Genomic DNA, 21,982 nt, shown 5'->3' with positions numbered 1-21,982 from the left:
TCACGGGGGCCCGTCGGCGGGTGCGGCGGGGTGGGGGAAGTCATCGGGTGTCCGTCCTGTAGCGGGTGGTGGGGTCGGGGTGATGCTCTGCTGGGGCGCCGGCTGGGTGCGGCGGGCCTGGGCGATGCGGTCGGTGAGGTCGAGGGCGGTGCGGACGTCGTCGCGGATCCGGTGGAGCGCCGTTCGGCGCTGCTCTTCCAGGTCTCTCACCTCCCGGGGCGCGTAGGCGTATTCGGCGGCCTGGTGCAGGTCGGTGAGGTCGGGCCGCCCGGTGTGGTGGCGGACCAGGGCGGCCACGGTGGAGGCCACCCGCTGATGAGCCCGGTCGGTCAGCCGCCCTCTTTCCCACGGGTCTGGGCCCGTGGCCCGGGGGGCGGAGCGGCGGGGGCGGGTCAGCCAGTAGTGCCAGGTGTCCGTCTCGCTCCAGCCCGGTGCCTCCAGGTGTTGCTCCATGTTGGCGATGTGCACGGTCGCGATCCCGCGCACCTCCTGCCTGTTGAAGACGGGGCGCTGGGTCCATGTCGTGCCGGTGCGGTCGAGGGTGTATCCCTCGGGGCGCCCGTAGGCGACGAGGAGGCAGCCGGCTTCGTTGCGGGCCGGGCTGATGGTGATCCACCCGCCCGCCTCGGCGACGTGGTAGAGCGCGAGCCCGAACCTCCAGTCGGTCTCGGTCCGTACGGTGAGCCGGTCGCCGGTCGGCGTCGTCAGGTGGAGTGGGCCGCCGGGCGGGGCCGGGGTCACGTGGTGACGCCGAGCGGCGGGAATCCGGGAGCCCAGCGACTGCCGGTCCAGACCTCCCAGAGAGCGGCCTGGGGAGTGTCCCGGGCCAGCTGGTGCGCCACGCTCGGCGTGAACCGCTCGGGCGGCTGGTGAAGGGTGATGAAGGCAATCACCGAGCCCGTGGGGGAGAAGCCCCGGACCAGGGTGTGCTGGAGCCGGTTGGCCTTCTGGGTCTGGAGCTCCATGTCGTACTCGCGGATGAGATCGTCGTAGACCTCTTCGTCGCCGACGGGCTGGCCGCTGCGGCGGGCTGCGGCGACGAACGCGCGCACGGTGTCCAGGTGCGCGCGGGTGAGGGGGGTGAAGATGGCGCCGCCGCCCCGCCCGGTGTCCTCGATGGACCCGGCCGGGCGGCCCTTGTAGGAGAGGACCGCGGTGTAGGCGGACAGGTCGCTCACGGCGTCGAGTTCGGTGACCTCAAGGTCGCCGTGGGGCACGGCGAGGCCGGTGTGGCGCAGGATGATGGACACGAAGCGTCTCCTCGCTCTGGTTCATGGTGTCCGGAACGCGGCTTGCCCTCCCCATTCCGACATGGACTAATTTACTCGATGAGTGTCGGTTCGTCAACCCGGGATCCTCCCGCACGGATCCGGGCCGCCTGCCGCTGGACGGGATGGAGCTCGGCCGTCAAGTCCCCTTCACCCGAAGGGATTGAAGCTCGAAAACGATCTTCAATCCCGCACACGGGTGCCGTACCGTTTGCGGACTGCGCGGGACCCAGGGGAGCGCAGCATGCCGGACCAGGGAGAGGGCGGGCACAGGGGTGGGCGCGAACGACCAGGAGGCCTGGAGTAAACGGGGGCTCTGCAGGACCGCGGATCCGGAGGAATTGTTCGTCGACGGCGCGGCACAGAACCGGGCGAAGGCTATTTGCACCGGCTGCCCCGTGCGCACCGAGTGCCTCGCGTACGCCCTCGACGGGCGTATCGAGCACGGCGTCTTCGGCGGCATGACCTCCAGGGAGAGAAAGGCGCTGCTGCGTCGGCGCCCCCTGGTGACGTCGTGGCGGCGCCTGCTGGAGGCTGCCCGCGCGGAGCACGAGCGGCAGACGGGCCGCGGCAGCGGTAGCGGCCTCGCCGAGGCCGGCTGAGCCTCACCGGGCAGGTCGTGGCCCTGGACGGATCCGGTCGGCTCACCGCAGCCTCCACCGGCCCTGCCGTCGATCCGGAGAAGCTCGGCGCGGCGGTCGCCCAGGAGTTCCTCCCGGCCGGATCCGCGCGGGTTCTGTTCGGTTCGCCGGCCGCGCGCGGTGAACTGGTGCCCCCCGCCCGGGAGCGGGCTCACGGGGTGGTGGCGGTTTCGAGTGCGTGATCAATCGCGGCGAGCCTTGCGTTCAGCTGAGCCACCTTCCGCCGGGCCCCAGTGACGGCCTCGTCGAGGATCTCGTTCACGGTCTCCGGCACCAGGTAGTAGCCGTCCACGAGGTTCGCCGTGCGGCTGACCGCGGCCAGCTCGACGGAGCACAGGGACACCGTGCCCGTCATCACGACGTCGTCCGGCTCGGCCCCACCGGGGAGGTGGTCGTCGGCGGTGGCGTGGCGGACGTGCAGCTCGACGGTGAACCCGGTGTGCCGGTAGCGGGCGCGGCCGTCGAGGTCGAGGCGGAGGCCGTGGTCAAGGTCGGGGTTCGGGTGGAAACGCTGGTGCATCGGGTGTCCAAGGCGTTGGGCGGCGGGTTTTCTGGCGGGCTCGGGGAAGCGGGTTTACGTCCGGTGTGCTCGCGCCACCTCGGCGAGGAGCTTCATCACCTTCGAGGCGACGTTCAGGGGGAGGCGGTCGACCCTCAGGTCGGCCGTCGTTGCGCGCTCACTGAGCAGGGCTTTGACCTGAACGGGGGAGTCCTGGTGTGTGCCCGGCAGCGGGAGGGAGAAGTTTCCGGTGACCGTGGCGGCGTCATCGGGATGGCCGATGGACCACCGGCCACCGGGGAGGAGGCGGGAGAGGCGTTCGGCGGCCTCCCGCCGCCGCGCTTTCGTCCACGCCGCGTCCAGGACGTGCTGGCGAGCTGCGTTGTTGGCCTCCGCGTAGCGGGGGAGGAGCTTGCGGCGGACGTCCTGGGCGATTGCTCTGCCCCGGTCCGCGCGGGCCGAGATGGGGGCAGGCGCGAACGACTCGCCTCCGGCCGGCATCACGGCGTGGACGCGGACGTACACGGTGGGGTGCACCCGGGGGGCGGTGACCTCCAGGGTCAGGCCGTCGGGATGGTCGATCTGCGCGCCGCGGCCGGAGGCGTGGTCGCCCCCCACAGTCCAAGGGGCGCCGAGGCCCTCCGCGATCTCGGAGGCGGCCTGGATGCAGATGTCGAGCTGATTCATGAGGTCTCCGGTGGTTCGGTGGGGCGCGCCTTCCTCGGCGTGCACGTGCGCTCGGAGGCGCGGTCCGCCTCCGCGGGCTGGCGGCCGCACGGTCAGGTGTCCTGCGGCCAGTGGAATCCGGCGTGGTGGACGCGGTCCTGGACCTCGTGGAAGAAGTCGGCGCCGGAGGCGCCGCGCGCGAGTTCGGCCAGCGTGATCCGGGCGATGTCGAAGGGGTTGGGGATCCCGGCGCGGCGGGCGGTGCGGTCGGCGGCGCGCAGGAGGGTGCGGGCGAGGGGCCCGGTGATGGTGCGCTGGTTCATGGGGTGCCTGACGGTGGGGCCGGGGGCGCCGCGTTCGCGCGGCGCCCCCGGGAGCTTTCGGGTCTAGGCGTACGCGAGGGGCACGGTGGCGTTCAGGCGGGTCGTCGTGTGGTCGAAGCGCTGGCCGCAGGGGGTGCAGAGCCAGGTGCTGACCAGTGCGCCGGTGAGCGTCACGCGGCAGTGGCGCTGGAGCACCTCGGGGCGGCGGCAGTCATCGCAGTGGGTCGTCATGATGGTCTCCGTGAAGTGCAGGCGGCGGTTCGAGGTGGCCGTCCCGGGGCTTGCCCTCCCCAGTCCGACATTGACTAATCTACCATCTGGGGATGTGGGACGCAACCCGGCGTCCTTCGCGGTAGAGCTGCTGGCGGGCCGCGTCGGCCCGTGCGTCCGCAGCCGTGTAGCCACACGGACAGCCGGTCCGGCAGAACGAGCCGGCGGGCGCCTCGCACTCCTCGCACGCCTCGTCGAAGTCGGAGGCTGCGAAGGGCTCGAACGGGCGGAGAGCGGGGTGTGGTTCGATGCCGGTGTCACTCATGACCGGATCCCTTTTCGGTGTTGGCGGCGGCGGGGGTGCGGTGGAGCCAGAAGCCGGTGCTGATCGAGTCGTGATGCCGGCCGCCCAGCTCCCATCCGCGCAGTCGGGCGAGCCTTCCCCATGTCCATTCCTGGCCGGCCTCGCGGTAGTCCTCGGCGTCCGGCCGGTCCGTCACCCACAGCCGGGTGGTCGCCCGGGCGGCGAACGGAACGTCCGCGCGGTCGGGGTACTCCACGACGGTGCGGACCAGGACGCGGGCGGCGCGGAAGGGGATCTCCTCGGTGGAGCCGAGAAGGGCTTTCCAGACGGGGCAGGCTTCACAGTCGGGCTGCCGGCCTTCCCAGCGGGAGTCCTTGACGCAGGGGCCGAAGCCGCCCCACCGCGCACGGAAGGTGTTGTAGCTCTCCAGCAGGGTGGCGTACGAGGTCGGCTGGAGAGCGCACTGGGCCCCGATGCCCATGTGCGCGTTGAGCGAGAGGCGGTTCCACCCTCCGGGGGGCCGCGTCGGGGATGGTTCGGCCAGGAAGACCGGCATGATGTCATCTCCTGATCTCGGCGGGCCGCCGTCCGATGGAGCGCAGCACCGGTGCGCGAGGCGGTGGCAAGGTGATCGGGCTGTTCGCGCCGACCGGACGGCTACCGCGCGGGGACGGTGCTGCCGTCGCCGGGCGGGTAGCAGGCGGTCAACGGGATGGTGTCGAGCTCGTGGTCGAGCAGGAACCGGTGGAGGTCGGCTTCGCCGAGCGGGGTCCAGGTGGACTCCTGGTCGTGGTGCGCGCACTTCACCCGTGGGGACCGCTCGGGCGCGCCGGGGCCGTAGTGGGTGAGGAGGATGGCGGTGATCAGGTCGAGCGGGTGCGGGGCGACGGGTTCCGGCTCGGGGGCGTCGTGTTCGCTGATGCGGATGCGGATGCGGAGCGTGGTGGGGCCTTCGGCCCGACGGGAGGTCATGGAAGTTCCTTGCCTTCGGTGGCGTGTGGTGTCCGGCCCAGGGCTTGCCCTCCCCGTTCCGACATTAACTAGTCTACTTCTCGGGATGGCAGGCGTCAACCGTGGAATGGGCACCTAGCCCAGTCTTGCGAGGAGTTCGGTGACGGATCTGGCCTGCTCGGCGTTCAGGCCGTCGATCGTCAGGGAGACCTTGGCCCCCGCGGTGCCGACGACCGCGCTGACGCTGACCGCCTTGACGCTTCCTCGGCCGGTGACGGTGGTCTGTCTGCGGTACGGGGCGTCGGGGCGTACGAAGATGTCCGGCGCGGTGGCGGTGAGCCCGTCGGCGATTTGCTGCGCGACACGGGCGCGTTCGCGCTGTTCGGTGCGCTGTGCCCGGATGAGGGCCTGCTGCTCGTCGCGCGCGGCCGCGTAGCGGGGCAGGAGCCTGCGGCGGATGTGCCCGGCCACATACCGGGGGCTTCGGGGGGTGACGCCGATCTCCGGGGAGGAGGGGCCGTGCCGGAGGCCGCGGGCCTTGGTGTCCGGCAGGAGGCCCCGGACGATTCCGGGAAGGAGGACGAGTCGTCCGCCCCGGCCGTCGACCAGCTGGAAGCGGCCGGGCCAGGTGGCTGGCCGGGGTGACCACTGCGGCCCCAGCTCGGCGGCGACGGCGCGGGCGAACTCGGCTTCGGCGGGGGCGGTGCGGGTCGGTGTGGACATGGACGGTGCACCTTTCGTCGTTCATGGCGCCGGGGGCGCGCGGTGGTGCGCCCCCGGCGGGCCGGGCGGTACGGGGCGGGCTACTTGGGCCGGTTGGTGGCGGCGCCGCGCTCCTCGTCGGTGAAGACGAACTCGCCGGTCTGCGTACCGCGCCGGACCATCGTTCCGGCGGCCGTGAGGGTGGCCCGGGTCTGGGAGGCGTCGAAGCCCATGGTGGTGGCGCTGGGGATCCCCAGGGTGCCGCCGACGGTGAAGGCGTCCTGGTCCGCGCCAAGGAACAGCACCGTCCAGCCGTCGTTCTTCCTGGCCCCGTCGATCAGGTATCGGACCAGGCCCGCGTCGAACCGGATGCTGCGGTTGTCCTTGCCGTCGGTGAGGATGACGAGGGTGGTCTCGGACGGCGTCTCGGCAGGCGGGAGCATGGCGATTCGCTGCCCCTCTTGCAGCACGGTGGTGCCGATGGCATCCAGGAGGGCGGTCATGCCGCGCGGCTGGAGGGTGAACTCCGGGACCTCGTCCAGCGGGCGGCCGGTGTAAACGGTCTCGACCTGGTCGTCGAACTGCACGAGGGTGACGGTGGTGATACCGGGCGCCTGGCGCTGCTCGTCGAGGAGGGCGTTGAGTCCGCCTTCGGTGTCCTCACGGACGCGGTGCATGCTGCCGGAGCGGTCGAGGACGACGATGATGTGCCGACGGGCGGGGGTGGTCATGGGTGAAACTCCTCGTGCGGGACGGTTCGTGATGGCCGATCCAGGGCTTGCCCTCCCCGTTCCGACATTAACTAGTTTACCTATCGGGGTGGTGGGTGTCAACCTGGCGGGGGTCAGGAGGCTCGCTGGTCGCGCTCGCGGTGCCACAGCCGTTCGTCTGCACGTTTGGCCGCCCGGCGGGCCCAGCGCCGCGTACGGCGGCGGGTGCTTCCGCGCTGGTTCCGATATGGGCGGCCCTCGTCGGGCGAGGCCGGTATGAGCCGGTAGTTCAGGACTGCCATGCCGTCTTCCTTGCTGCTCCGGGGGCCGTCCGGCGGGTGCGTGGTCGCTGCTGCCGGTTCACCGGGCGGTGAGGCGTGACGGATCGTGGGCCGCGATGTCGCGGTCGGCGGGCCAGGCGGCGTCGCTCAGGCCCTCGGCGTAGCCCACCAGGGGCCTTTCGCCTCCCGCGCGGTGGACGCAGTAGCCGATCACTCCGGCCTGGCGGCGAATGAAGTACCAGGGCAGCCGCCCGGGGGTGGGAGTGTCGGCGGCGGTGAGGCGCGGGGTGAGGATCCATTCGTCGCTGTCGGGGGTGACGCGCAGCAGGCCGTAACTCCGGTTGGTCATGACGCAGCGGGCCTCGCTGTCGCTGATGCGGGTGAAGGTGCTCATGGGCACTCCCGTAGGGGCGCCGCCCCTACGGGGCGGCGCAAGCGGGCGGGTGCGGGGTTACGGCTTCGAGGCGGGGGGCGTGGCCTCGGTCCGGCACGTGTGGTTGAAGATGCTCCTGCGGGTGGCCAGGACGCCGACGAAGCCGGCCGCCGAAATCCGCACGCCGCAGGCGCAGTCCAGCTCCACGTACGGTGCAGGGGAGGGCTGGCGGCGACTCCAGAAGCGCGGGAAGCGGCGCTCCGTGGGGCGGGCGGTCGCGACGGGCGTCTCGGCGGTGTAGGCGTTCACTGAATCGCTCCTCATGGGTGGCAGTGGGGTCGGCCCGGGGCTTGCCCTCCCCATCTCGACATTTACTATTCTACTTCACGTTCGGGGGTGGGGTCAACTCCGGGTCCGGGTGTCCCGTGCGCCTTCGCCCGGAGCCGGACGCGCGCGGTACCGGCGGGTCCCTTGCCCGGAGGTGTGGCGGTCTCGGTGTCACCAAGGGGTGGCGGCCTGGCCGTTCGCCCACATCAGGGTGGTCTCGATCCCGACGAACCAGTCGCGCGGGAGGTCGCGGCGCTGATAGACGGCCGCGCTCGCGGCCCATCGTTCGGCTTCGATCTCGAGGATCCCCGGCCCGCCCAGCGGAGCGTTCTGGCCGGTGAGCGGGCCGTTCGGCGCCTCCGCGGCGAGCCAGGCGAGCGCCTCGGCGGCGCCGCGCAGGTAGGGGGAGTCGGTCTCGTGCCGGGCGATGGCGCGGCGGTGGGCCAGGATCGAAGCGATGCTGGGGCGGATTGCCGGGGGCTGTCCGCGGTCTCCGCCGAGGGCCCTGAGGATCTCCGGCGGCGGGGCGTGGGTGGTGGCGAGGATGGCGGCGAAGAGCTCCTCGGGGCGGGTGTAGCGGGGGTCGTAGCCCATCAGCCAGACGGTCGGCGGGGCGTCCATGGGGTCGTTGTCGCGCCAGAGTTGTGCGAAGTACGACTCCAGCCCCTCGTCGTAGCCCCAGGCGCTGAGTTCGGACCAGCCGTCGACGTCCAGGGCGAAACGGAAGCTGCTGCGCGCGGTGGTGAGGACGGTCATCAGCTTGCCACCCATCCGAAGAGCAGCCATGCCGGCTGTCCGTCGATGGGGTGGAGGGGCAGGGCTCCGGCCGGGCCCCACTTGTCGCTGATGCGCTCGTCGTCGGCTTCGATCAGCTCGTGGGCGCGGGCCTGGGCTTCGCCCTCGGTCCTGGATCCCTCCTCGATCAGCAGTACCTCGTCCTTCATTCCTACCGTTCCGGAGTAGGGGTTGGGGCCGTACTCGTGCTGGGCCTGCTCGACGGCGTCGCGGAACGCCTCGGGGAGCGTTGCTCCGCTGATCACTTGTTCAAAGTCGTGTGCGCCCACGGGGTCTCCTCGGCTCGGCGGTATGTGGTGTGCGACCCGGGGCTTGCCCTCCCCGTCTCGACATTGACTAGTCTACCCGATTTGGTGAGCGGTGACAACCGGTCCGGCGGGTATGGCGGCAGGGCGGCGGCGGGCACGCGGGCGTCCCCACAGCCGCAGCACGGTCCGGTAGGCGAGTCCGGGGCAGCCGTTGTCGTAGAGGGTGCGGTACGCGGTGCGCCGGGCTGCGTCGTTGCGGGCTTCGGCGTCGAGGTTGTCGCGTTCGGCGTGCAGGTAGCCCAGGTAGACCGCGCCGAGCATGTTGTCGGTCAGGTGGCCCATGACGTCCTCCTCGGTGAGGCCGTCGCGTTCGGCGGCGCGCCGTACGAGCCGGGCGACGTGCTCGATGGCCTGCTCCAGGGCCTGGGGCCCGAAGGCTTCTTCGGAGACGAGGACGGGGAGTTGGGTGTTCATGGTGTTCTCCATGCTTGGCGGGATGTGTCGGGTGCGGCGGGTGGTGGTGGCGTTGTGGCCGCGGACCGTTTTTTCCCCTCCGTCCCTGCGCGTTGAGAGTTTGGAGGGGCGGGTGGTCGTGGGCAGGGGAGGGAGGGAGTACCGGAGTCGGTGGAGCGACGCAGGAGCGGGCCGGCGAGGACACGCACTGGACGACCTTGCGCACGACCACCCGGACTCCAGGGTCGAAGAGCAGGGAGGGTGGGGGTGTCCGTTCGGGCCGGAGCGCAGCGACGGGCCGCGTGGATGTGGGGGTCCCGGCTGTGTCGGGTCCGACGGCCGTCTTCCGGCATGGCACGGGCGGCATTTCGCGGTTGCCGGGCAGAGCCGGCCGGCTCCGGGGGGAGTACCGCGTCCGGCGTGCTCGGCGAGAGCCTTGCGGGCGTCCCCGTGAACCGGTCCGCCCTGTCGGAGGAAGGGCTGTCCTGTGGGGGTCTTCGGCCGGCGCGGGCCGGACCACGGGGCGGTCCTTGGGCTACTGCGCTGCGGGGCGGTCCCCGGCGTGCTGGCGGGCCTCGACCAGCAGCCGCTGGGCGGTGCGCTTGCTGACGTTGTAGCGAGCGGCGACCTCGGCCGTGGTCGGCGGCTGCTGGGTCCGGTTGAGTTCGTGGGCGAGTTCGCCGATGCGGGGGTCGGGGGTTGCCGGGCGGCCGGTATTTCGGGGGTCGCCCGACTGCCAGCCTCCGCCGGCACCGGGCTGACGCTCGGCGTCACGCCGTTCTTCGGCCATGCGCCGGGTCCACCAGCGGCGGCCGTGCAGCTCGATCCCGGGATGCATGTAGCCGCTCGCTGCGTAGTCCCGGACGGTCGAGTCGTTGATGCCGATGACGGCCCCGGCCTCGACGTCGCTGAGAAGGTCCTCGGGGTGGGGCGCGCCGGCGGCCGGGGCGGCCGGGATGGGGAGGCCCTTGATGGCCGCGGTGGCCTGGGCAGCGTTGTAGAAGCGCGGGCGCTTGCCGGGGTTGACGACCGGCACGCGGGCGCGGAACGCGGCGCCTTCCTGCCGGCGCCACTTCTTGAGGTCCAGGCCTCGGGCCGCGGCGATGTCTTCCTCGGTCATGACCGGGTGGCCGTGGGGGATCATCGGGGTTCGTCTCCTGGTGGATGCCGGTGAGGAGCCCCCGGGGAAGGGTGGGTGGTGCTCCAGGAGCTACCTTGCCGCACGCCGACGCCGTGCTCTGGTGCGGGCCGGGTACCGATGACCGGTACCGCCGCGTACGGCGGTGCGCACCGGGGCCGGACGGGCGGGCCGGGTGACGCTGCTGCGGCCGGGCTGGAGCGGACCTTCGCGGCGGGATCAACCACCACAACGAACCGTCGCCAACCGCGCGCCGAACACGACCGCCGGCGCCCGGCCCGGCATCCGGCCTGCCCGCCCCCTGTCCGCCGGGCGCTGCCGGACAGGGGGCGGGCGGGGTCTACACGCCCGCCTGCGGGCGGGGCGGCAGGTGCTCCCTGACTGCGGCGATCAGGGCCTCGGTGTCCTCCTGGAGGGTGTGGATCCCTCCCTGGGAGTCGTAGATGACCTTGTACTCGCCCGTTTCGCGGTCGCGGTGATCTGCGAGGAAGGAGGCGTGGTCCTCGATGGCGTGGTCGACGGTGGCATCGGATCCGTCGGCACGGTCTCCGCTGATGGTGATCACGGCGGTGGGGGTGTGGACGTAGACGAAAGATCCTCCGCTGTCTCCGCTCTGTCCGGCGGGGATCTGGTGACGGTCGAGAGCGGCGAGCAGGTACTGCGACAGGGTGGTGGTCATCGGTGCTCCGAGAAGGGGAAGTTTCAGCCCGGGGCGGGAGTTGCTCCCGCCCCGGGCCTCGGGGGTCAGGACGCGGAGGCTCGGATGAGGTCGAGCCTGTACCGGGTGGCGTGTGTCCCGCCGTCCGTGACGGTGCACAGCTGCTCCCAGGTGTCCTGGTTGTCGGTGGTGAGGTAGTGGGCCCACCCCTGGAGGTGGTAGCGGTCCTCGGCTCCCTGGAACTCCTGGCGTTCGCCTTCGGTGGTCCAGTAGAAGCCCGTGGCGCTCACGGTGCCGGGGCCGGGGTTCAGCCGGAGCTCAAGGGCGGTGGCGTCGAAGGGGGCGTCGTGGTCGCAGTCGGTGAGCAGGTCACGGACCGTGGCGGCCAGAAGGAGGCAGGCTGCGCGCGCGGCGGCCGCCTGGTCGCTCTCGTACTGCTCGGCGCGGTCACCGGCCTCGGCCAGGGCGAGAGCGGCGGGGAGGGTGTAGCTCTGGGCGGCGGTGTGCTGTGTGGTCACGGTGGTGTCTTTCGGTGAGGTGATGGCCCGGCGGGCGGGAACACTCCGCCGGGCGGGTGGAGGCGGGGCCGTTCTCGCCCGGTCAGCTGGCGGGCGTGAAGGTGCCGTGGACGCAGCTGGTTCCGTCCGGGCGGTGGAGCCACGGCGCGCACCACGAGCAGTGCTCGGCCTCGAAGGCCCCGCACCGCGCGCAGTTCGGCCCCCAGGAGGCGGGAGCGGCGACGGGCTCGGCGTGCCAGGTCTCGGACGGGTCCCAGGGCATGGGCGGGGGGCCGGTGAACCGGATGATCCCGCCGGGGTGGAACTCGACCTGCCCGTGCGGCCACCCGACCGGGGGCTTGCGCATGCTGCTCGCCACGGCGGCGCGCATGGTGGTCCCGCGCCACGTCTGGCGGCCGCTGGCGGTGCCGGGCGGCGGGGTGACCATGTAGGCCTCGGCGTAGAGGAAGCGGCGGATTCCGGCGGCCACTTCGGCCGAGCTGTAGTAGTGCCCGGTGACCGGGCTGGGGGCGGTAGTCGGCTGCTGGTGCGTCATCGCTGTGTCCTTCGTCGGCGCGGGCGCCCGGTCCGGGGGCGGCGTACGGGCCACCCCCGGACCGGCATTTACTCCCTTACGGCGTTTGGGTCACGCCGCGCGCTGACGGTCCTTCCAGATCGCGTACGGGGTGCGGAAGTCCCCGAGGCAGAGCCAGGATTCGGCGATGACCCACCGGCTGAAGGCGGCGGCCTCGGCCTCGGTGGAACCCCCGGCGCGCGCGGTCTCCTTCAGGTCCTGGATGAAGATTGCGTTGCTGGAGAGGTAGTCGAGCGGCAGGACGGAGAGGATCGGCTCACCGCCCGGAGCGGCGTCCTCGGGGCGCTCGCCGCGCGTGGAGCCGGGCGTGAGCAGACAGTCCAGGCCGTGGAAGTCCTTGCCGACCCAGGGGCTGGGCCACATCGTGACGGGGACCATGGCCGTGCGCACGGCGTCCCTGAGCATGGAGGGGACGGCCCCGGCGGGGGTGGCCGCAACGTGGGCGGAGACCTCTTCGGCGGTGACCGGCTCGGCCTGGGGGATCCGGTAGTTGCGCGTCATGGGTCTCTCCTTGTGGTCGGTGGTGTCGCCGGGTGGGTTTGCCCTCCCTCCCCGACAAGAACTATCTTACGGCATTAGGGTCAACCCGTCTAGTGGGCTGACGGGCGTTTTCGCAGGTCAGAGGCAGTGTGCGGCGCCTTGCGTGGAGCTTGGCGGCCGTCGCCCAGAGCTCCGGCCGAGCGGGGTGATTCCCTCATTGGGCGGCACTCACGGTGGGCCCTGCGGGCGTGCGGGGGCGCGGCACGCTTTTCGCCGCGCCCCCGGGCGGTCGTAGGGCATGGTGCGGAGAGGTGCCCAATGAGGGAATCACCCCTCCACCCTCCACCCTCCACCGCCCGCCGGGCCGCACGGCGCTGCGGCGCTTCACCCCCTCAGCAGGGTGGCCGGGGGTGTGGGGGCAGCGCCCCTGCCAGCCACCCCCACCGGCGCGCAGCGGATCACGGCGACCTCGCGGTCGGGCGGCCCGGCGGTCACGGCCAGTCCGGCCGGCGGGGAAGTGCGGCAGGCGCCACTGCCCACCCGCTCTCCCGGCGGCCGACCGCTCCCGGTCGGGTCAGCGGCGACGGCGTTTGACGATCACCGTGGCGGCGAGGCCGAGGCCCACGGCGACGACGGCGCCGAGCGCCGGCCACTGCCAGGGGAGGCCGGATTCCGCGTCCGCGGCTTCCGCCCGGAGCGGCGCCGCAGCTGTCGGTTCGGTGCTGGGGGCGGGGGCCTTCGACGGGGCCGGCGGGGCCAAGGGGTCGACGTTGGGCGCCCCGGGGTCTCCCTCGCGGTCGAGCAGCACCTTGCGGGGGCGGGCGACTCCGTAGCCGATCCAGTCGCTGCGCTTGGAGCCGTCGGTGGGGGCGCCAGCGGTCTGGATGAGGACACGGGCCACCTGGGACGCGGTCCAGTCGGGGTGGGCCGACCAGACGAGCGCGGCGGAAGCGGAGACCAGACTGCTCGCGTACGAGGTGCCGCCGTTCCCCACGCACCAGCCGCGGTTCTCCTCGCAGCGAATTTGCACCTTGCTGCCTATGGAGACCAGGTCCGTGTCGGGCCCATGAGAGCTGAACGGCATGGCCTTGCCGGTCTCGTCGACGGCTCCCACCCCGATGACGCCGGGCAAGGAGGCGATCGCGTTGCTCCAGTTCTTGCGCTCGCCCTCGTTGCCCATACTGCTGACGATGAGCAGACCCTTGCTCTGGGCGTACTCGACGGCCGGCTTGATCTTGTCCATCGGCCAGTCCGGAGTCACGCCGATGGACAAGTTGATGATCTTGGCTCCGTTGTCGGCCGCGTACCGGATCCCCCGGGCAGCTTCGGACGCCACGGCAAACGCCATAGGAGTGCCGACGCTGGTGCGGATGGGCAGCACCTTGGCGCCGGGAGCCAGGCCCTTGGGGCCGCCTGACGAGCCGTCGCCGACGATCGCCGCGGTCATGCTGGTTCCGTGCCCGACGAAGTCCTCGTGCGGCGGGTAGGTGATGTCCGGGCGCTCGAAGGGCGGCTCGATGTAGGACACGCCTGGAAGGACGGACGAGCTCTTCCAGCCCGAGCCGTCCTTGACGCCGCTGTCGATGACGGCCACCGTGATGCCGCTGCCGTCTGCGACCTTCCACATCTCCCGGGCCTGCATCTTCGTGAGGTAGCTCCACGAGTCGGTATCGGCGGCCGCCGGCACCACCGTTCCCGCGCTGACCGCCACGGCTGCCCCGGCGATGCCCGCCGCCCTCCGCCACGCCCCGTGCCGACGTATGGTGTCCTGCATTTTCGCGCCCCTCTTTGTCCGTGCGCTGCTGCAAATCCTGCGCGGACCCACCCCATCACACTGTCCGCCCAGGGCAGCACCTGACCCGAAATAGGGTGTTCAGGTTGTATGGGAGGATTCTGGTTATGGATGCGAACGCTTGGAAGTTGTTGGTGACCGGCGAGAACTGCCCGCCATGGTGCACGCACGCCGATCACAGCGCCGAGGACGCGGGCACCGACACGGTCGTCCACCTCTCGCAGGCGGCGGCGGTGAGCTTCCCGCCGACGGTCAGCGGTGAACTCCTCAACATCTCGTTCGCGATGTCCGCGAACGAGACGTTCCAGGAACAGGGGACTCCGCGGCAGCCGCAAATCCACTTCGGAGTCGACGACGCGAAGGGCCACAACCAGCTGACGGACTACGTGCCGGTGCGCACCCGCGCCGAGCTGGACACCGTGCTGGCCGGTCTGGACCAGGTGGCCGGACAACTGCGCGGCTGGCGCGAGCTGCTCCCCGAGAACGCGCAGGACGCGGCCTGATCCGCTAGACGCCGGCCGCGGGGCGGGTGAACCTGCGCGGAGACGTCGGGGGATCTTCCCGAAGGGCGCGTAGATGCTGACGGTGAGCGTCCCCGTCGGGACGGGCGCCAGTGTCAGTGGCATCGGGGAGGATGAGCACATGACTCTGGAATCCCTGGTGCTCTCGATGGCGGACGGCTGGTGGTACCCGTCGGCTGTCGCACTGCTGATGGCGCTGAACGTGGGGGGCCTCTACCACAAGCTGGCCGCGATGGTGCCCGACGCCCCAGCGTTCACCACCCGTGAGCGCGCCGGACTGCTGATGCCCGGCCCGCTCAGCCTGCCCTTGCTGTACTTCCCGACGGCCTGGTCCTGGATCTCCTTCGAAGGCTCCAGTACTCCGGGTGTCCCGACTTTGGTCCTGGGCGCGGTCATTGTGCTCGCGACGGTGCTGGGCGGCCTCATTCTGGTGAAGCGGTCGCGAGGCGCTGGAGCCGGCAGCGTCCCGGCCTGACGGCGACGGCTTCCCTGAGCTCCGTGCAGGCCTCCGCGACTAGGCGGAGGCCTGCTGCTCTTCCCACTCCTCGTACGCCCGGTAGTCCCCGGTGATCGCGTACCGGCGCAGCTCAACCATCTCCGCCGCCCGGTGGACTCCGGGATCCACCTTGAAGAGCCCGGCCAGCGTGCGGGCCGCGGCCCGGTCCGAGAGACGGGCCGGCGCCAGTTCCAGGTACCGGGTGCCCCGCTGCCAGTCGGCGAGGCGGATCTGGTCCACCAGGACCCGGCCCTCGACGACGGTCTTCCGGTCGTAGTACTTGCCCTGTTCCGGAACGTCCAGTGCCGCGCGGTGGGCCTCCAGCTGCTCCCGGGAACCGTTCAAGGCGAGGGCCCGCACAGCCATGGCGTACTCGCGGATGACGTCGGCGTCGTATCCGGCGGCCTCCAGCGCGGCCAGGGCCTCGGCGTCCGTGAGGTCGGCCGGGGCGTGGCGTGGCGTGGCGTAGAGCGATCGTCCCCTCCCAGTGTGCCAACGCGACGAGCCGCTGGCCTGGGGATTGGGGCCGGAGTGTCCAGGGAGCTGTCCTTGGACACTCTGCCGACCCCCGCGATGGACCGTCCGTCAGGGGCCGAGGAGTGCGGTGATGAGTTTGCGGGCCGCTGTCTTGGTCAGCCGCCCCAGCGCCGCCTGCGTCTGCTCCTCGGTGTCGCGCGGTGCGACACCGGTGCCCTTGACGGCTGCGTTGAACGCGGTGTCGAACCGTTCGGGCCCGGCCTTGGCGACGAGGGTGTCTAGGTACTTCAGCTGAGCCGGGCTGGCGGGGTCCTTCTTCGACTGGGCGGAGCGTTCGCGCCGGTCGGCGTACGCGGCGTCGTTCTCCGCTTTGCGCTTCTTCTCCGCCGCCTCGCTGCGGTCCATCACCTGCACGGTCTCCACCCAGCCCTCGCCGGCCTTGCCGGTGACGGCCTCCCACAGGGCGTTGGTCGTCAGCGCCGACTCGTCCACGTCCTCGGTCAGCCCGGGGCCCACCAGAGCGTAGTAGCCGGTCTTCCCCCGGGGCAGGACGGTGAACCCGGCGGGGACGGCGTGGACTGCAAGCCAGTCCTGCCCGCACCCGCAGTGCATGGCGTGATAGCGGCTCCACTTGCTCTCCAGCGGCTCGTACACGAGACGGTTGCCGTAGTACTTCGTATCCCTCGCGAATCCCGACACGGCGGCAGTGTCCCACTGCCGCCGTGTCGAGGCACAGCACGCGTCAACCTGGTGACCGGCTACGGCTGAGCCGGGATCAGGGTGAGACGGACGCTGCGGCCCTGAAAATGGAAGCTGAACGGCGCCACGATCGCGTCACCGACGGGAGTGCGGGCTGCGGTGCCCCCGCTGCCGGACGAGCATCGCCTACTGGGCCATGGCGCTTTGACTCAGATCACCGGGGGCCGGCCCAGCCGGGTCATCTTCCACACCGTCTGCCACCGGATCGGACGCCGCGGCGGGCAAGGCACACGAATCCCTTCGAAGAACCCCCCCCACCACGCCCTGAGCCCCGACAGCGGGGGCCGCTGCACGACCGTGTATGCCGCCCACGTGGCGAGGTAGATCGGCACCAGGACGGCCGGCAGGCGACGCTTCGCCAGCCACACCCGGTTGCGGCCGGTGTTGCGGTAGTAGACGGCGTGGCGGGACGCCTCGGTGCGCGGGTGCCGGAGCACCAGGTCCGCCCGGTAGCCGATCTCCCACCCGGCATCCAGCGCGCGCCACGCGAAGTCAGTCTCCTCGTGAGCGTAGAAGAACTGCGCGGGGAACTCGCCGACCTGGTCGATCACGTCCATGCGGATGGCGTGCGCGCCCCCGAGGAACGTCGTGACCGGGCCGGACAAGGCCGGGTCGGCACCGCCGAGACGGGGGACGTGCCTGCGCTGGCTCAGCCCCTCCTCGTCCACGATCCGGAAGCTCACGACCCCGAGGCGCGGGTTCTCGACGAAGGCTTCGCGGACGATCCGCAGGGTGTCGGTACGGGGCAACAGTCCGTCGTCGTCGAGGACGACCACCACGTCCACCCCGCCGTTTTCGCGCAGCCAGCGCACGCCGGCGTTCCGCCCCCCGGGGATGCCCAGATTCTCCGGCAGCTCGACCGCCGCCACCCCGTCCGGCAGACCGGGGAGCCTCACGCCCTGGCCCAGGACCACGACGGCAGCCGGATCGCCTTCCTGGACTTGCACCGACTCCACCAGCGCCTGCAGCTCCCGGGGGCGGTCTCCCATGGTCAGGACCACGACACCAACCGTCGACGTCACGCCTGGGCCCGCAGAATCTCCGCGGCCCGCTGCTCCAGACTCCCCGCGCCGCTCACACCCCGCCTGCGGTAGCCGGCCGCTACCGAACCGATGGCCTTGATCTCCTTCCTGCTCCGGTCGGAGACCACGCCGTCCATCACGTCCAAGGACCGGCTCCACAAGCCCACGGCCTCCTCATGGCGGTGCTGGGCCGCGACCGACTTACCGACGTTGACCATGGTCAAGCCGTGCACCCGCTGATAGGCGCCCGGCGTACGGGCCGCCAGCGCGGTCCGGTAGTGCCGCTCGGCCGCCGCGTAGTCCTTCATCGCGGTCAAGGTCTTGCCCGTGTGCGAGGCGACCACGGCCGCCACCGGACCCGAGGCCGCGGCGTACGACGGCACTGGATCCCGCGTGTCCGACAGCGCGTCCTCCGCTGCCAGCAAGGAAGCGGCAGCCTTCCGGCTCTCCCCGCTGTTCCCGTAGGCCCTGGCGCAGGTCACCAACAGCAGCGCCTCGGTCTGCCGGTCGACCTTCCCCGACGCCCGCCGAAGCGCCTCCTCCGACAGCTCCACACAAAAGTCCGGGTGGTAGAGGTCGAGGGCCTGGTGCGTCATGGCCCGCATCATCCACGCTGCGTGGCCGTTCGGGTCGGCTTCGCAGGCGAGTTGGTACCCGAGCAGGTAGTACCGCTGGGCGAGGCCCTCGCGGCCGAGGTCGTGGTGTTTCCAGCCCACTAGCGTCGCCAACTGGGCAGCCGCCCCGAACGCCTCTTTGCGGACCGTGTCCGACGGGAACCGGGCTTCGAGCATGGGCGCCACGGTGTCGGTCAGGTACGCGGTGACCGTGATCAGGCCGTGGCCGCCGCCCATCTTCTCATCCACGCTCCGGAACATCTCGGTGAGCTGCCGGACCGTCGCGACTTCCTCGGCGCCGACGCTCCCACCGAACGTGGCGGCCTTCAGGGTGGCGGCGACGGCCTCGTGGTCGTAGGTCAGGGGAAGACCGACGGCAGCGGCGGCGAAGGCGGAGTTCAGGAAATCCCTGCGGCGGAGCATTACGAATCTCCCGAGGTCGGCGGTGGTGGCCAGCGGATCGGCGCCCAGGGGCTCCCCGATGCCTGCGCAGCCTAGACCGATCTCGGCGACCGTCACGCGTCGCTTCATCTTTCTGGTGAGAGCTTCGGCGATGTACTGGCGCGTCTGGCCGGACGGTGTACCGCCGGCGAGCCACGAGGAAACGGCCGACGGCGCGGTATGCAGCTTCTCTCCGGCCTCGGCCGCAACGGCGCGGATCTCCCTGGCCAGGGCGTGATAGGTGATTCCAGCCTCGGCAATGATCTCCGCCAGCGCGATGTTCGGGGTGCGGCTCTCCGTCAACTTGCGCCCCCTACAAGCGATCTTGAACGGATTGAACGAGTTGCTGTCCCGCCTACCGTACTCACTTTCCGTACAGGGGCGTTCACTAATCACTGCACCCCGGAGCAGCGCACCCGCTTCGGGACGTGCTCCCCTCGCAGCGGGGCGCCGCTCCGTCCCCTACGTCGCACGGTGCCCCGCTGCCCCCTCCAGCCCGAGGAGTGCGCCATGCCCCAGCCCCTGCCGCGCCGCCCCCTCGAAGACCAGCCTGCCGAGCGCATTGCGTGGGACGCCTTCGCCGTCGACGCCGACGTCACCGCGATGTACGGCCAGCCCTCCCCGGCCCTGATGGCGAGGACGAAACGCGGCTGGCAGAGACTCGGCTCCCTGCCCGCCCGCATCGACCCGGCAGGCCGTGACAACGACCAGGACGACGGGGCCGAGGAGCAGTGAGCACCGCGGACTACTTCGGGCACGAGCCGGCCCCCCGCATCGGCAAGCGCGTCCGGGACATCGCCAGCGGCTCCGAGGGCCAACTGATGGCCGTCGTCCAGGAGGAGGTCCCCAACTACGAAGGCCGACCGATGACGGTGTGGCTCGCCTACATCCGCCTCGCGTCCGGCGGCCGGGAGCTGTCCACGGCCCCGACCAACCTCGAAGTGGTCCGGTGAGCCCGTTACGCGGGTGGCGCCAGCGTTTGGCTGTCCTCGTCTACGTGATCGCCGTCAGCGCCCTGATCATCACACTCGCCGTGGCGGGCAACGCCAGCCGCTGACCCACAGACTCCCCGCCCGGCCCGCCCTCGCAGGCACCGGGTACAGGCGGGGGAACAACCCCCTCCCGCCGGGAGGGTCGCACCACTCGCCCATCGTGAGAGGAGCACCACCATGACCAGCAGCCTCCAGATCAACAACCTGACTCGGCGTCTGGACCACTCGGTCCCCGACGGCGTCTTCGAGCCGGAGACGGCCGTCGAGTCCCTGACGCGCCGTCTGGACCACTCCGTCCCGGACGGTGACTTCGCGCCCGAGGGAACCGCAGTCTGACCTCGGTCCTGACCTGATGCCACCTCGTTAGCGGCATGGCGGGGCGTCTCGGCTACTCACCCCGAGGCGCCCCGCACCGGTCTCCACCACCGCCTGCTCCGCCACCCGCACATCTCGACCAAGGAGAGCCCGCAATGCCGACCACCATCGCCACCCGCGTAGAGACCGGCTCCTTCTTCGACCTCGGACGCAAGGACCCGGCACTGATCCGTCTGCGTGAGGACGACGCCGAGCAGGCCCTGCCGTTCGCCCTGATGGAACGCCTCGTGAAGTCCGGCATCCCCTACGCCGAGCACGCCCGCACCCTGAGCAGCGACAGCGTGCACGCGGCCGGAGCCCGCTTCGACTGGTACGGCGCCGAGCTGCCCGAGCAGATCGCCCGCGAGATCAGCCTGGCGGACTACGAGATCGTCGAGCACACCGACGGGCGCCGCGTGGCACTCACCCAAGCACTGGAGCGACTGGCCTCGGCTCACCCCGAAGGCTTCGCCCGCGTGCAGGAGTTCGTCCGGGGCCTGTTGTGGGTGGGGCTCAAGCCCGGTGTCCGTACCTCATCCCTGACCAGCTCCAGCGACCCGGCACTGCCGTACATCATCGTGTTCTCCGAGAAGGCCCGGCACCACATCCCGCCAAACACCGTCAGCCAGGAGCCGTCCCACCTCTTCCTGGCGGAGAACCTCCTGCACGAGGCGGTCCACCAGTCGGTCAGCTTCCACGTCCTGACGCACCAGGTCTTCGCCGACGGGTACTCCTCGAAGACCTCCCCCAAGATCGAGATCGCGTGGCGCGCTACGCAGGGAGTGGCCCGCAACCAGTTCTGGGAGGTGGACCGGGCCTTCCACGCGACCTGCGTGTACAACCAGCTCCTGCGGTTCCGCCGGACCGAACTCGACCGCGACGACCTGACCGCGGGCGAGCGCGCAAGCTTCCAGGCCGCATACGACGAGGGCATGCCGGCCGTCCGCTACCTCATGGGCCAGCTCGAACTCCTGGATGAACATTTCACCGTGCACGGCCAAGAACTGCTGGCCGACCTGCGTCACCAGACCGACCGGCTCTAGCACCGGCGAGCGGGAACCGAAGGGAGAGATGAGTGCTCCAGCACCTCATCACACAGGGTGATGACTTGCGCATGGTCCCCACCGACCACGACCAGTTGACCACCGCCGTGGAGAAGATCCGCGAGGAACTCCAGGCGCTCCCCGAAGGCGCGGACATCGCCAGGGCCCGCGTCCTGGCCCGGTGGACCGGCATCGGTCTGATGAGCCTGGGCCACCCCGACGACGCACGCGTGTTCCTGCGCCGCGCGCTCGACCTGGCAGAAGCCAGCGGCAACACCCGGGCCGTCATCGCCACCGAACTCAACCTCGGCGACGCGTACCGCTACACCGGTGAGGTGGAGACCGCTGACGTGCTCTACCGCAGCGCCTTGGACAGCGCCCGAGGCCAGCACCCGGAACTCGTCGACTTCGCCCTCCAGCACCTCGGCAAGCACCTCATGGAGCAGGGCAGCCTCGCGCCGGCCCGAGCCCACCTACAGGAAGCCCTGCGACTGCGGACCGCCAAGGGCGACGCCGGGCTGATCGAATCCACCCAGGCCGCACTCGGCCGCGTCGAGCTACTGATCAGCCACGCATCCGCTGCCACGGCCGCGCCGGCGGATGGTGACGCGGAAGCGGCACAGTGGAGCAGGCGGTGGACAGCGTGGCTCCAGTCCCGCACCACGGCCCGGGCACCGGCCCGGTGGGAGGAGGGGTTTCCAGCTATCCGGGACGCCGTACGCGATCTCACCGCGCACGAGCGGGTGCGGCCATGCCACCTGCGTGATCAGTCGTTCCCCGTCGAGTTGCTCGCCGGCATGGCGGAGGAGGCCGAGAGGGCTCTGGCCGCCGACGGGTACCTGCACAACGGTAAGTGGAACGCGGCCGTCGGCGAGGCGGCGAACCGCTTCGCCAGGCAAGTCGATCTCGCCGCCGTCGTAGCGCGGTCCACCGGTCTGGAGGTCGAGCAGCCTCACACCGGCGTCTACATCGCCTACCTGGAGGAGGGCCAGTTCCTCGACTTCCACGTTGACGAATTCGGCTTCGGTGAGGCCAACCTCATCCTGTGCCTGGGGCACGAGCGCCTCCCCACGGCCCCCACCGTGAGCTGCACCGTCTTCATCAACGCCGACGGCTACCGCGAATGCGACCTCGCACCGGGAGACTGCGTCGTGTTCGACGGATCACTCACGCCACACGGCCGGACGCCGCTGGGCGCCGGAGAGAGCGTCATCCTCGTCAGCTTCGGCTTCCGCGCACATGATCAGGCTCCGTGTACGGTCGCCCACCTCCCACCGGTCCCGCTCTGAGGGCCGCGCACTGCGGGGCCAGACTCACCTTCGCCAAGATCACCGAGCTGCCGGATCCGGGGC

35 protein-coding genes are annotated in these 21,982 nt (G+C 71.1%); 8 read left to right on the top strand and 27 right to left on the bottom strand.

Going from position 1 to position 21,982, the window contains the following annotated elements:
* Both OG247_RS43955 and OG247_RS43950 read right to left on the bottom strand, forming a co-directional pair.
* Entirely contained in the window at positions 1–741 is a 741-nt protein-coding gene (locus OG247_RS43955) for a hypothetical protein (RefSeq protein WP_327258233.1), read from the bottom strand.
* Positions 738–1,250, bottom strand: coding sequence for a hypothetical protein (locus OG247_RS43950; protein WP_327258232.1), 513 nt, complete (start codon positions 1,248–1,250; stop codon positions 738–740). Before OG247_RS43950 ends, OG247_RS43955 begins: the two co-directional genes overlap by 4 nt.
* A 293-nt stretch (positions 1,251–1,543) precedes the next feature.
* On the opposite strand from OG247_RS43950, the gene OG247_RS43945 reads away from it, so the two are divergent.
* On the top strand, positions 1,544–1,870 hold the full coding sequence (locus OG247_RS43945) for a WhiB family transcriptional regulator (protein ID WP_327258231.1): 327 nt from the start codon (positions 1,544–1,546) through the stop codon (positions 1,868–1,870).
* A 190-nt stretch (positions 1,871–2,060) separates the two neighbouring features.
* Here OG247_RS43945 and OG247_RS43940 read toward each other — a convergent pair whose 3' ends face one another.
* From OG247_RS43940 to OG247_RS43840, 21 genes are all read right to left on the bottom strand, one after another.
* Positions 2,061–2,429, bottom strand: a complete 369-nt coding sequence (locus OG247_RS43940) for a hypothetical protein (protein WP_327258230.1) — start codon at positions 2,427–2,429, stop codon at positions 2,061–2,063.
* A gap of 54 nt (positions 2,430–2,483) precedes the next feature.
* On the bottom strand, positions 2,484–3,095 hold the full coding sequence (locus OG247_RS43935; protein WP_327258229.1) for a hypothetical protein: 612 nt from the start codon (positions 3,093–3,095) through the stop codon (positions 2,484–2,486).
* Positions 3,096–3,187: 92 nt separating this feature from the next.
* Positions 3,188–3,397: a hypothetical protein gene (locus OG247_RS43930; RefSeq protein ID WP_327258228.1), complete on the bottom strand. Its 210-nt coding sequence runs from the start codon at positions 3,395–3,397 to the stop codon at positions 3,188–3,190.
* Positions 3,398–3,460: 63 nt separating this feature from the next.
* Positions 3,461–3,628: a hypothetical protein gene (locus OG247_RS43925; protein WP_327258227.1), complete on the bottom strand. Its 168-nt coding sequence runs from the start codon at positions 3,626–3,628 to the stop codon at positions 3,461–3,463.
* A gap of 79 nt (positions 3,629–3,707) precedes the next feature.
* Entirely contained in the window at positions 3,708–3,932 is a 225-nt protein-coding gene (locus OG247_RS43920; RefSeq protein WP_327258226.1) for a hypothetical protein, read from the bottom strand.
* A complete protein-coding gene (locus OG247_RS43915; RefSeq protein WP_327258225.1) occupies positions 3,925–4,467 on the bottom strand; it encodes a hypothetical protein in 543 nt (180 codons plus the stop codon). Before OG247_RS43915 ends, OG247_RS43920 begins: the two co-directional genes overlap by 8 nt.
* Positions 4,468–4,568: 101 nt before the next feature.
* Positions 4,569–4,883 carry a hypothetical protein gene (locus tag OG247_RS43910; RefSeq protein ID WP_327258224.1) on the bottom strand — a complete coding sequence of 105 codons (315 nt, stop codon included), beginning with the start codon at positions 4,881–4,883 and terminating at the stop codon, positions 4,569–4,571.
* 114 nt (positions 4,884–4,997) lie between these two features.
* Positions 4,998–5,585, bottom strand: coding sequence for a hypothetical protein (locus OG247_RS43905; RefSeq protein ID WP_327258223.1), 588 nt, complete (start codon positions 5,583–5,585; stop codon positions 4,998–5,000).
* Positions 5,586–5,665: 80 nt separating this feature from the next.
* The gene (locus OG247_RS43900) at positions 5,666–6,295 is read right to left on the bottom strand and encodes a vWA domain-containing protein (protein ID WP_327258222.1); all 630 of its coding nucleotides are present in this window, start codon (positions 6,293–6,295) and stop codon (positions 5,666–5,668) included.
* A gap of 113 nt (positions 6,296–6,408) precedes the next feature.
* On the bottom strand, positions 6,409–6,576 hold the full coding sequence (locus OG247_RS43895; RefSeq protein ID WP_327258221.1) for a hypothetical protein: 168 nt from the start codon (positions 6,574–6,576) through the stop codon (positions 6,409–6,411).
* Between the two features lie 58 nt (positions 6,577–6,634).
* Positions 6,635–6,949, bottom strand: a complete 315-nt coding sequence (locus tag OG247_RS43890; RefSeq protein WP_327258220.1) for a hypothetical protein — start codon at positions 6,947–6,949, stop codon at positions 6,635–6,637.
* A 57-nt stretch (positions 6,950–7,006) separates the two neighbouring features.
* Entirely contained in the window at positions 7,007–7,237 is a 231-nt protein-coding gene (locus OG247_RS43885; protein ID WP_327258219.1) for a hypothetical protein, read from the bottom strand.
* 189 nt (positions 7,238–7,426) lie between these two features.
* Positions 7,427–8,041, bottom strand: coding sequence for a hypothetical protein (locus OG247_RS43880; protein WP_327258218.1), 615 nt, complete (start codon positions 8,039–8,041; stop codon positions 7,427–7,429).
* Positions 8,011–8,319, bottom strand: coding sequence for a hypothetical protein (locus tag OG247_RS43875; protein ID WP_327258217.1), 309 nt, complete (start codon positions 8,317–8,319; stop codon positions 8,011–8,013). The genes OG247_RS43880 and OG247_RS43875 overlap by 31 nt, the downstream gene beginning before the upstream one ends.
* A 72-nt stretch (positions 8,320–8,391) precedes the next feature.
* The gene (locus OG247_RS43870; protein WP_327258216.1) at positions 8,392–8,772 is read right to left on the bottom strand and encodes a hypothetical protein; all 381 of its coding nucleotides are present in this window, start codon (positions 8,770–8,772) and stop codon (positions 8,392–8,394) included.
* Positions 8,773–9,286: 514 nt separating this feature from the next.
* Positions 9,287–9,895 carry a DNA-binding protein gene (locus OG247_RS43865; RefSeq protein ID WP_327258215.1) on the bottom strand — a complete coding sequence of 203 codons (609 nt, stop codon included), beginning with the start codon at positions 9,893–9,895 and terminating at the stop codon, positions 9,287–9,289.
* Positions 9,896–10,229: 334 nt separating this feature from the next.
* A complete protein-coding gene (locus OG247_RS43860; RefSeq protein ID WP_327258214.1) occupies positions 10,230–10,568 on the bottom strand; it encodes a hypothetical protein in 339 nt (112 codons plus the stop codon).
* Positions 10,569–10,633: 65 nt separating this feature from the next.
* Positions 10,634–11,065, bottom strand: a complete 432-nt coding sequence (locus OG247_RS43855) for a hypothetical protein (protein WP_327258213.1) — start codon at positions 11,063–11,065, stop codon at positions 10,634–10,636.
* Between the two features lie 82 nt (positions 11,066–11,147).
* Positions 11,148–11,600, bottom strand: coding sequence for a hypothetical protein (locus OG247_RS43850; RefSeq protein WP_327258212.1), 453 nt, complete (start codon positions 11,598–11,600; stop codon positions 11,148–11,150).
* A gap of 90 nt (positions 11,601–11,690) precedes the next feature.
* Positions 11,691–12,140, bottom strand: a complete 450-nt coding sequence (locus OG247_RS43845) for a hypothetical protein (RefSeq protein ID WP_327258211.1) — start codon at positions 12,138–12,140, stop codon at positions 11,691–11,693.
* Positions 12,141–12,693: 553 nt separating this feature from the next.
* Positions 12,694–13,893: a S8 family serine peptidase gene (locus OG247_RS43840; RefSeq protein WP_327258210.1), complete on the bottom strand. Its 1,200-nt coding sequence runs from the start codon at positions 13,891–13,893 to the stop codon at positions 12,694–12,696.
* Positions 13,894–14,018: 125 nt separating this feature from the next.
* Here OG247_RS43840 and OG247_RS43835 point away from each other — a divergent pair, with 125 nt between their 5' ends.
* The gene (locus OG247_RS43835; RefSeq protein ID WP_327258209.1) at positions 14,019–14,414 is read left to right on the top strand and encodes a DUF6907 domain-containing protein; all 396 of its coding nucleotides are present in this window, start codon (positions 14,019–14,021) and stop codon (positions 14,412–14,414) included.
* 139 nt (positions 14,415–14,553) lie between these two features.
* Positions 14,554–14,907, top strand: coding sequence for a hypothetical protein (locus tag OG247_RS43830; protein WP_327258208.1), 354 nt, complete (start codon positions 14,554–14,556; stop codon positions 14,905–14,907).
* Between the two features lie 39 nt (positions 14,908–14,946).
* Here the strand turns inward: OG247_RS43830 and OG247_RS43825 are convergent, their stop codons facing one another.
* The 4 genes from OG247_RS43825 to OG247_RS43810 form a co-directional block, all read right to left on the bottom strand.
* Positions 14,947–15,294, bottom strand: a complete 348-nt coding sequence (locus OG247_RS43825; protein WP_327258207.1) for a hypothetical protein — start codon at positions 15,292–15,294, stop codon at positions 14,947–14,949.
* 219 nt (positions 15,295–15,513) lie between these two features.
* On the bottom strand, positions 15,514–16,104 hold the full coding sequence (locus OG247_RS43820) for a hypothetical protein (protein ID WP_327258206.1): 591 nt from the start codon (positions 16,102–16,104) through the stop codon (positions 15,514–15,516).
* A gap of 209 nt (positions 16,105–16,313) precedes the next feature.
* Positions 16,314–17,153 carry a glycosyltransferase family 2 protein gene (locus tag OG247_RS43815; protein WP_327258279.1) on the bottom strand — a complete coding sequence of 280 codons (840 nt, stop codon included), beginning with the start codon at positions 17,151–17,153 and terminating at the stop codon, positions 16,314–16,316.
* A 29-nt stretch (positions 17,154–17,182) separates the two neighbouring features.
* Positions 17,183–18,544: a tetratricopeptide repeat protein gene (locus OG247_RS43810; RefSeq protein ID WP_327258205.1), complete on the bottom strand. Its 1,362-nt coding sequence runs from the start codon at positions 18,542–18,544 to the stop codon at positions 17,183–17,185.
* Positions 18,545–18,751: 207 nt separating this feature from the next.
* Between OG247_RS43810 and OG247_RS43805 the strand changes: the two genes are divergently transcribed.
* The 5 genes from OG247_RS43805 (at position 18,752) to OG247_RS43785 (ending at position 21,919) form a co-directional block, all read left to right on the top strand.
* Positions 18,752–18,976, top strand: a complete 225-nt coding sequence (locus tag OG247_RS43805; protein ID WP_327258204.1) for a hypothetical protein — start codon at positions 18,752–18,754, stop codon at positions 18,974–18,976.
* Positions 18,973–19,194 (top strand): hypothetical protein, encoded by a 222-nt coding sequence (locus OG247_RS43800; RefSeq protein ID WP_327258203.1) that lies wholly within the window; start codon positions 18,973–18,975, stop codon positions 19,192–19,194. The genes OG247_RS43805 and OG247_RS43800 overlap by 4 nt, the downstream gene beginning before the upstream one ends.
* Positions 19,195–19,410: 216 nt before the next feature.
* Entirely contained in the window at positions 19,411–19,569 is a 159-nt protein-coding gene (locus OG247_RS43795) for a hypothetical protein (RefSeq protein WP_327258202.1), read from the top strand.
* 134 nt (positions 19,570–19,703) lie between these two features.
* Positions 19,704–20,630: a hypothetical protein gene (locus tag OG247_RS43790; protein ID WP_327258201.1), complete on the top strand. Its 927-nt coding sequence runs from the start codon at positions 19,704–19,706 to the stop codon at positions 20,628–20,630.
* Positions 20,631–20,662: 32 nt separating this feature from the next.
* The gene (locus tag OG247_RS43785) at positions 20,663–21,919 is read left to right on the top strand and encodes a hypothetical protein (RefSeq protein ID WP_327258200.1); all 1,257 of its coding nucleotides are present in this window, start codon (positions 20,663–20,665) and stop codon (positions 21,917–21,919) included.
* Positions 21,920–21,982: the final 63 nt, after the last annotated feature.

This window comes from Streptomyces sp. NBC_01244 (assembly GCF_035987325.1).
Classification (GTDB): Bacteria; Actinomycetota; Actinomycetes; order Streptomycetales; family Streptomycetaceae; genus Streptomyces.
Note: the sequence above shows the minus strand (reverse complement) of the source record. Positions and strands in the feature narration are given on the sequence as shown.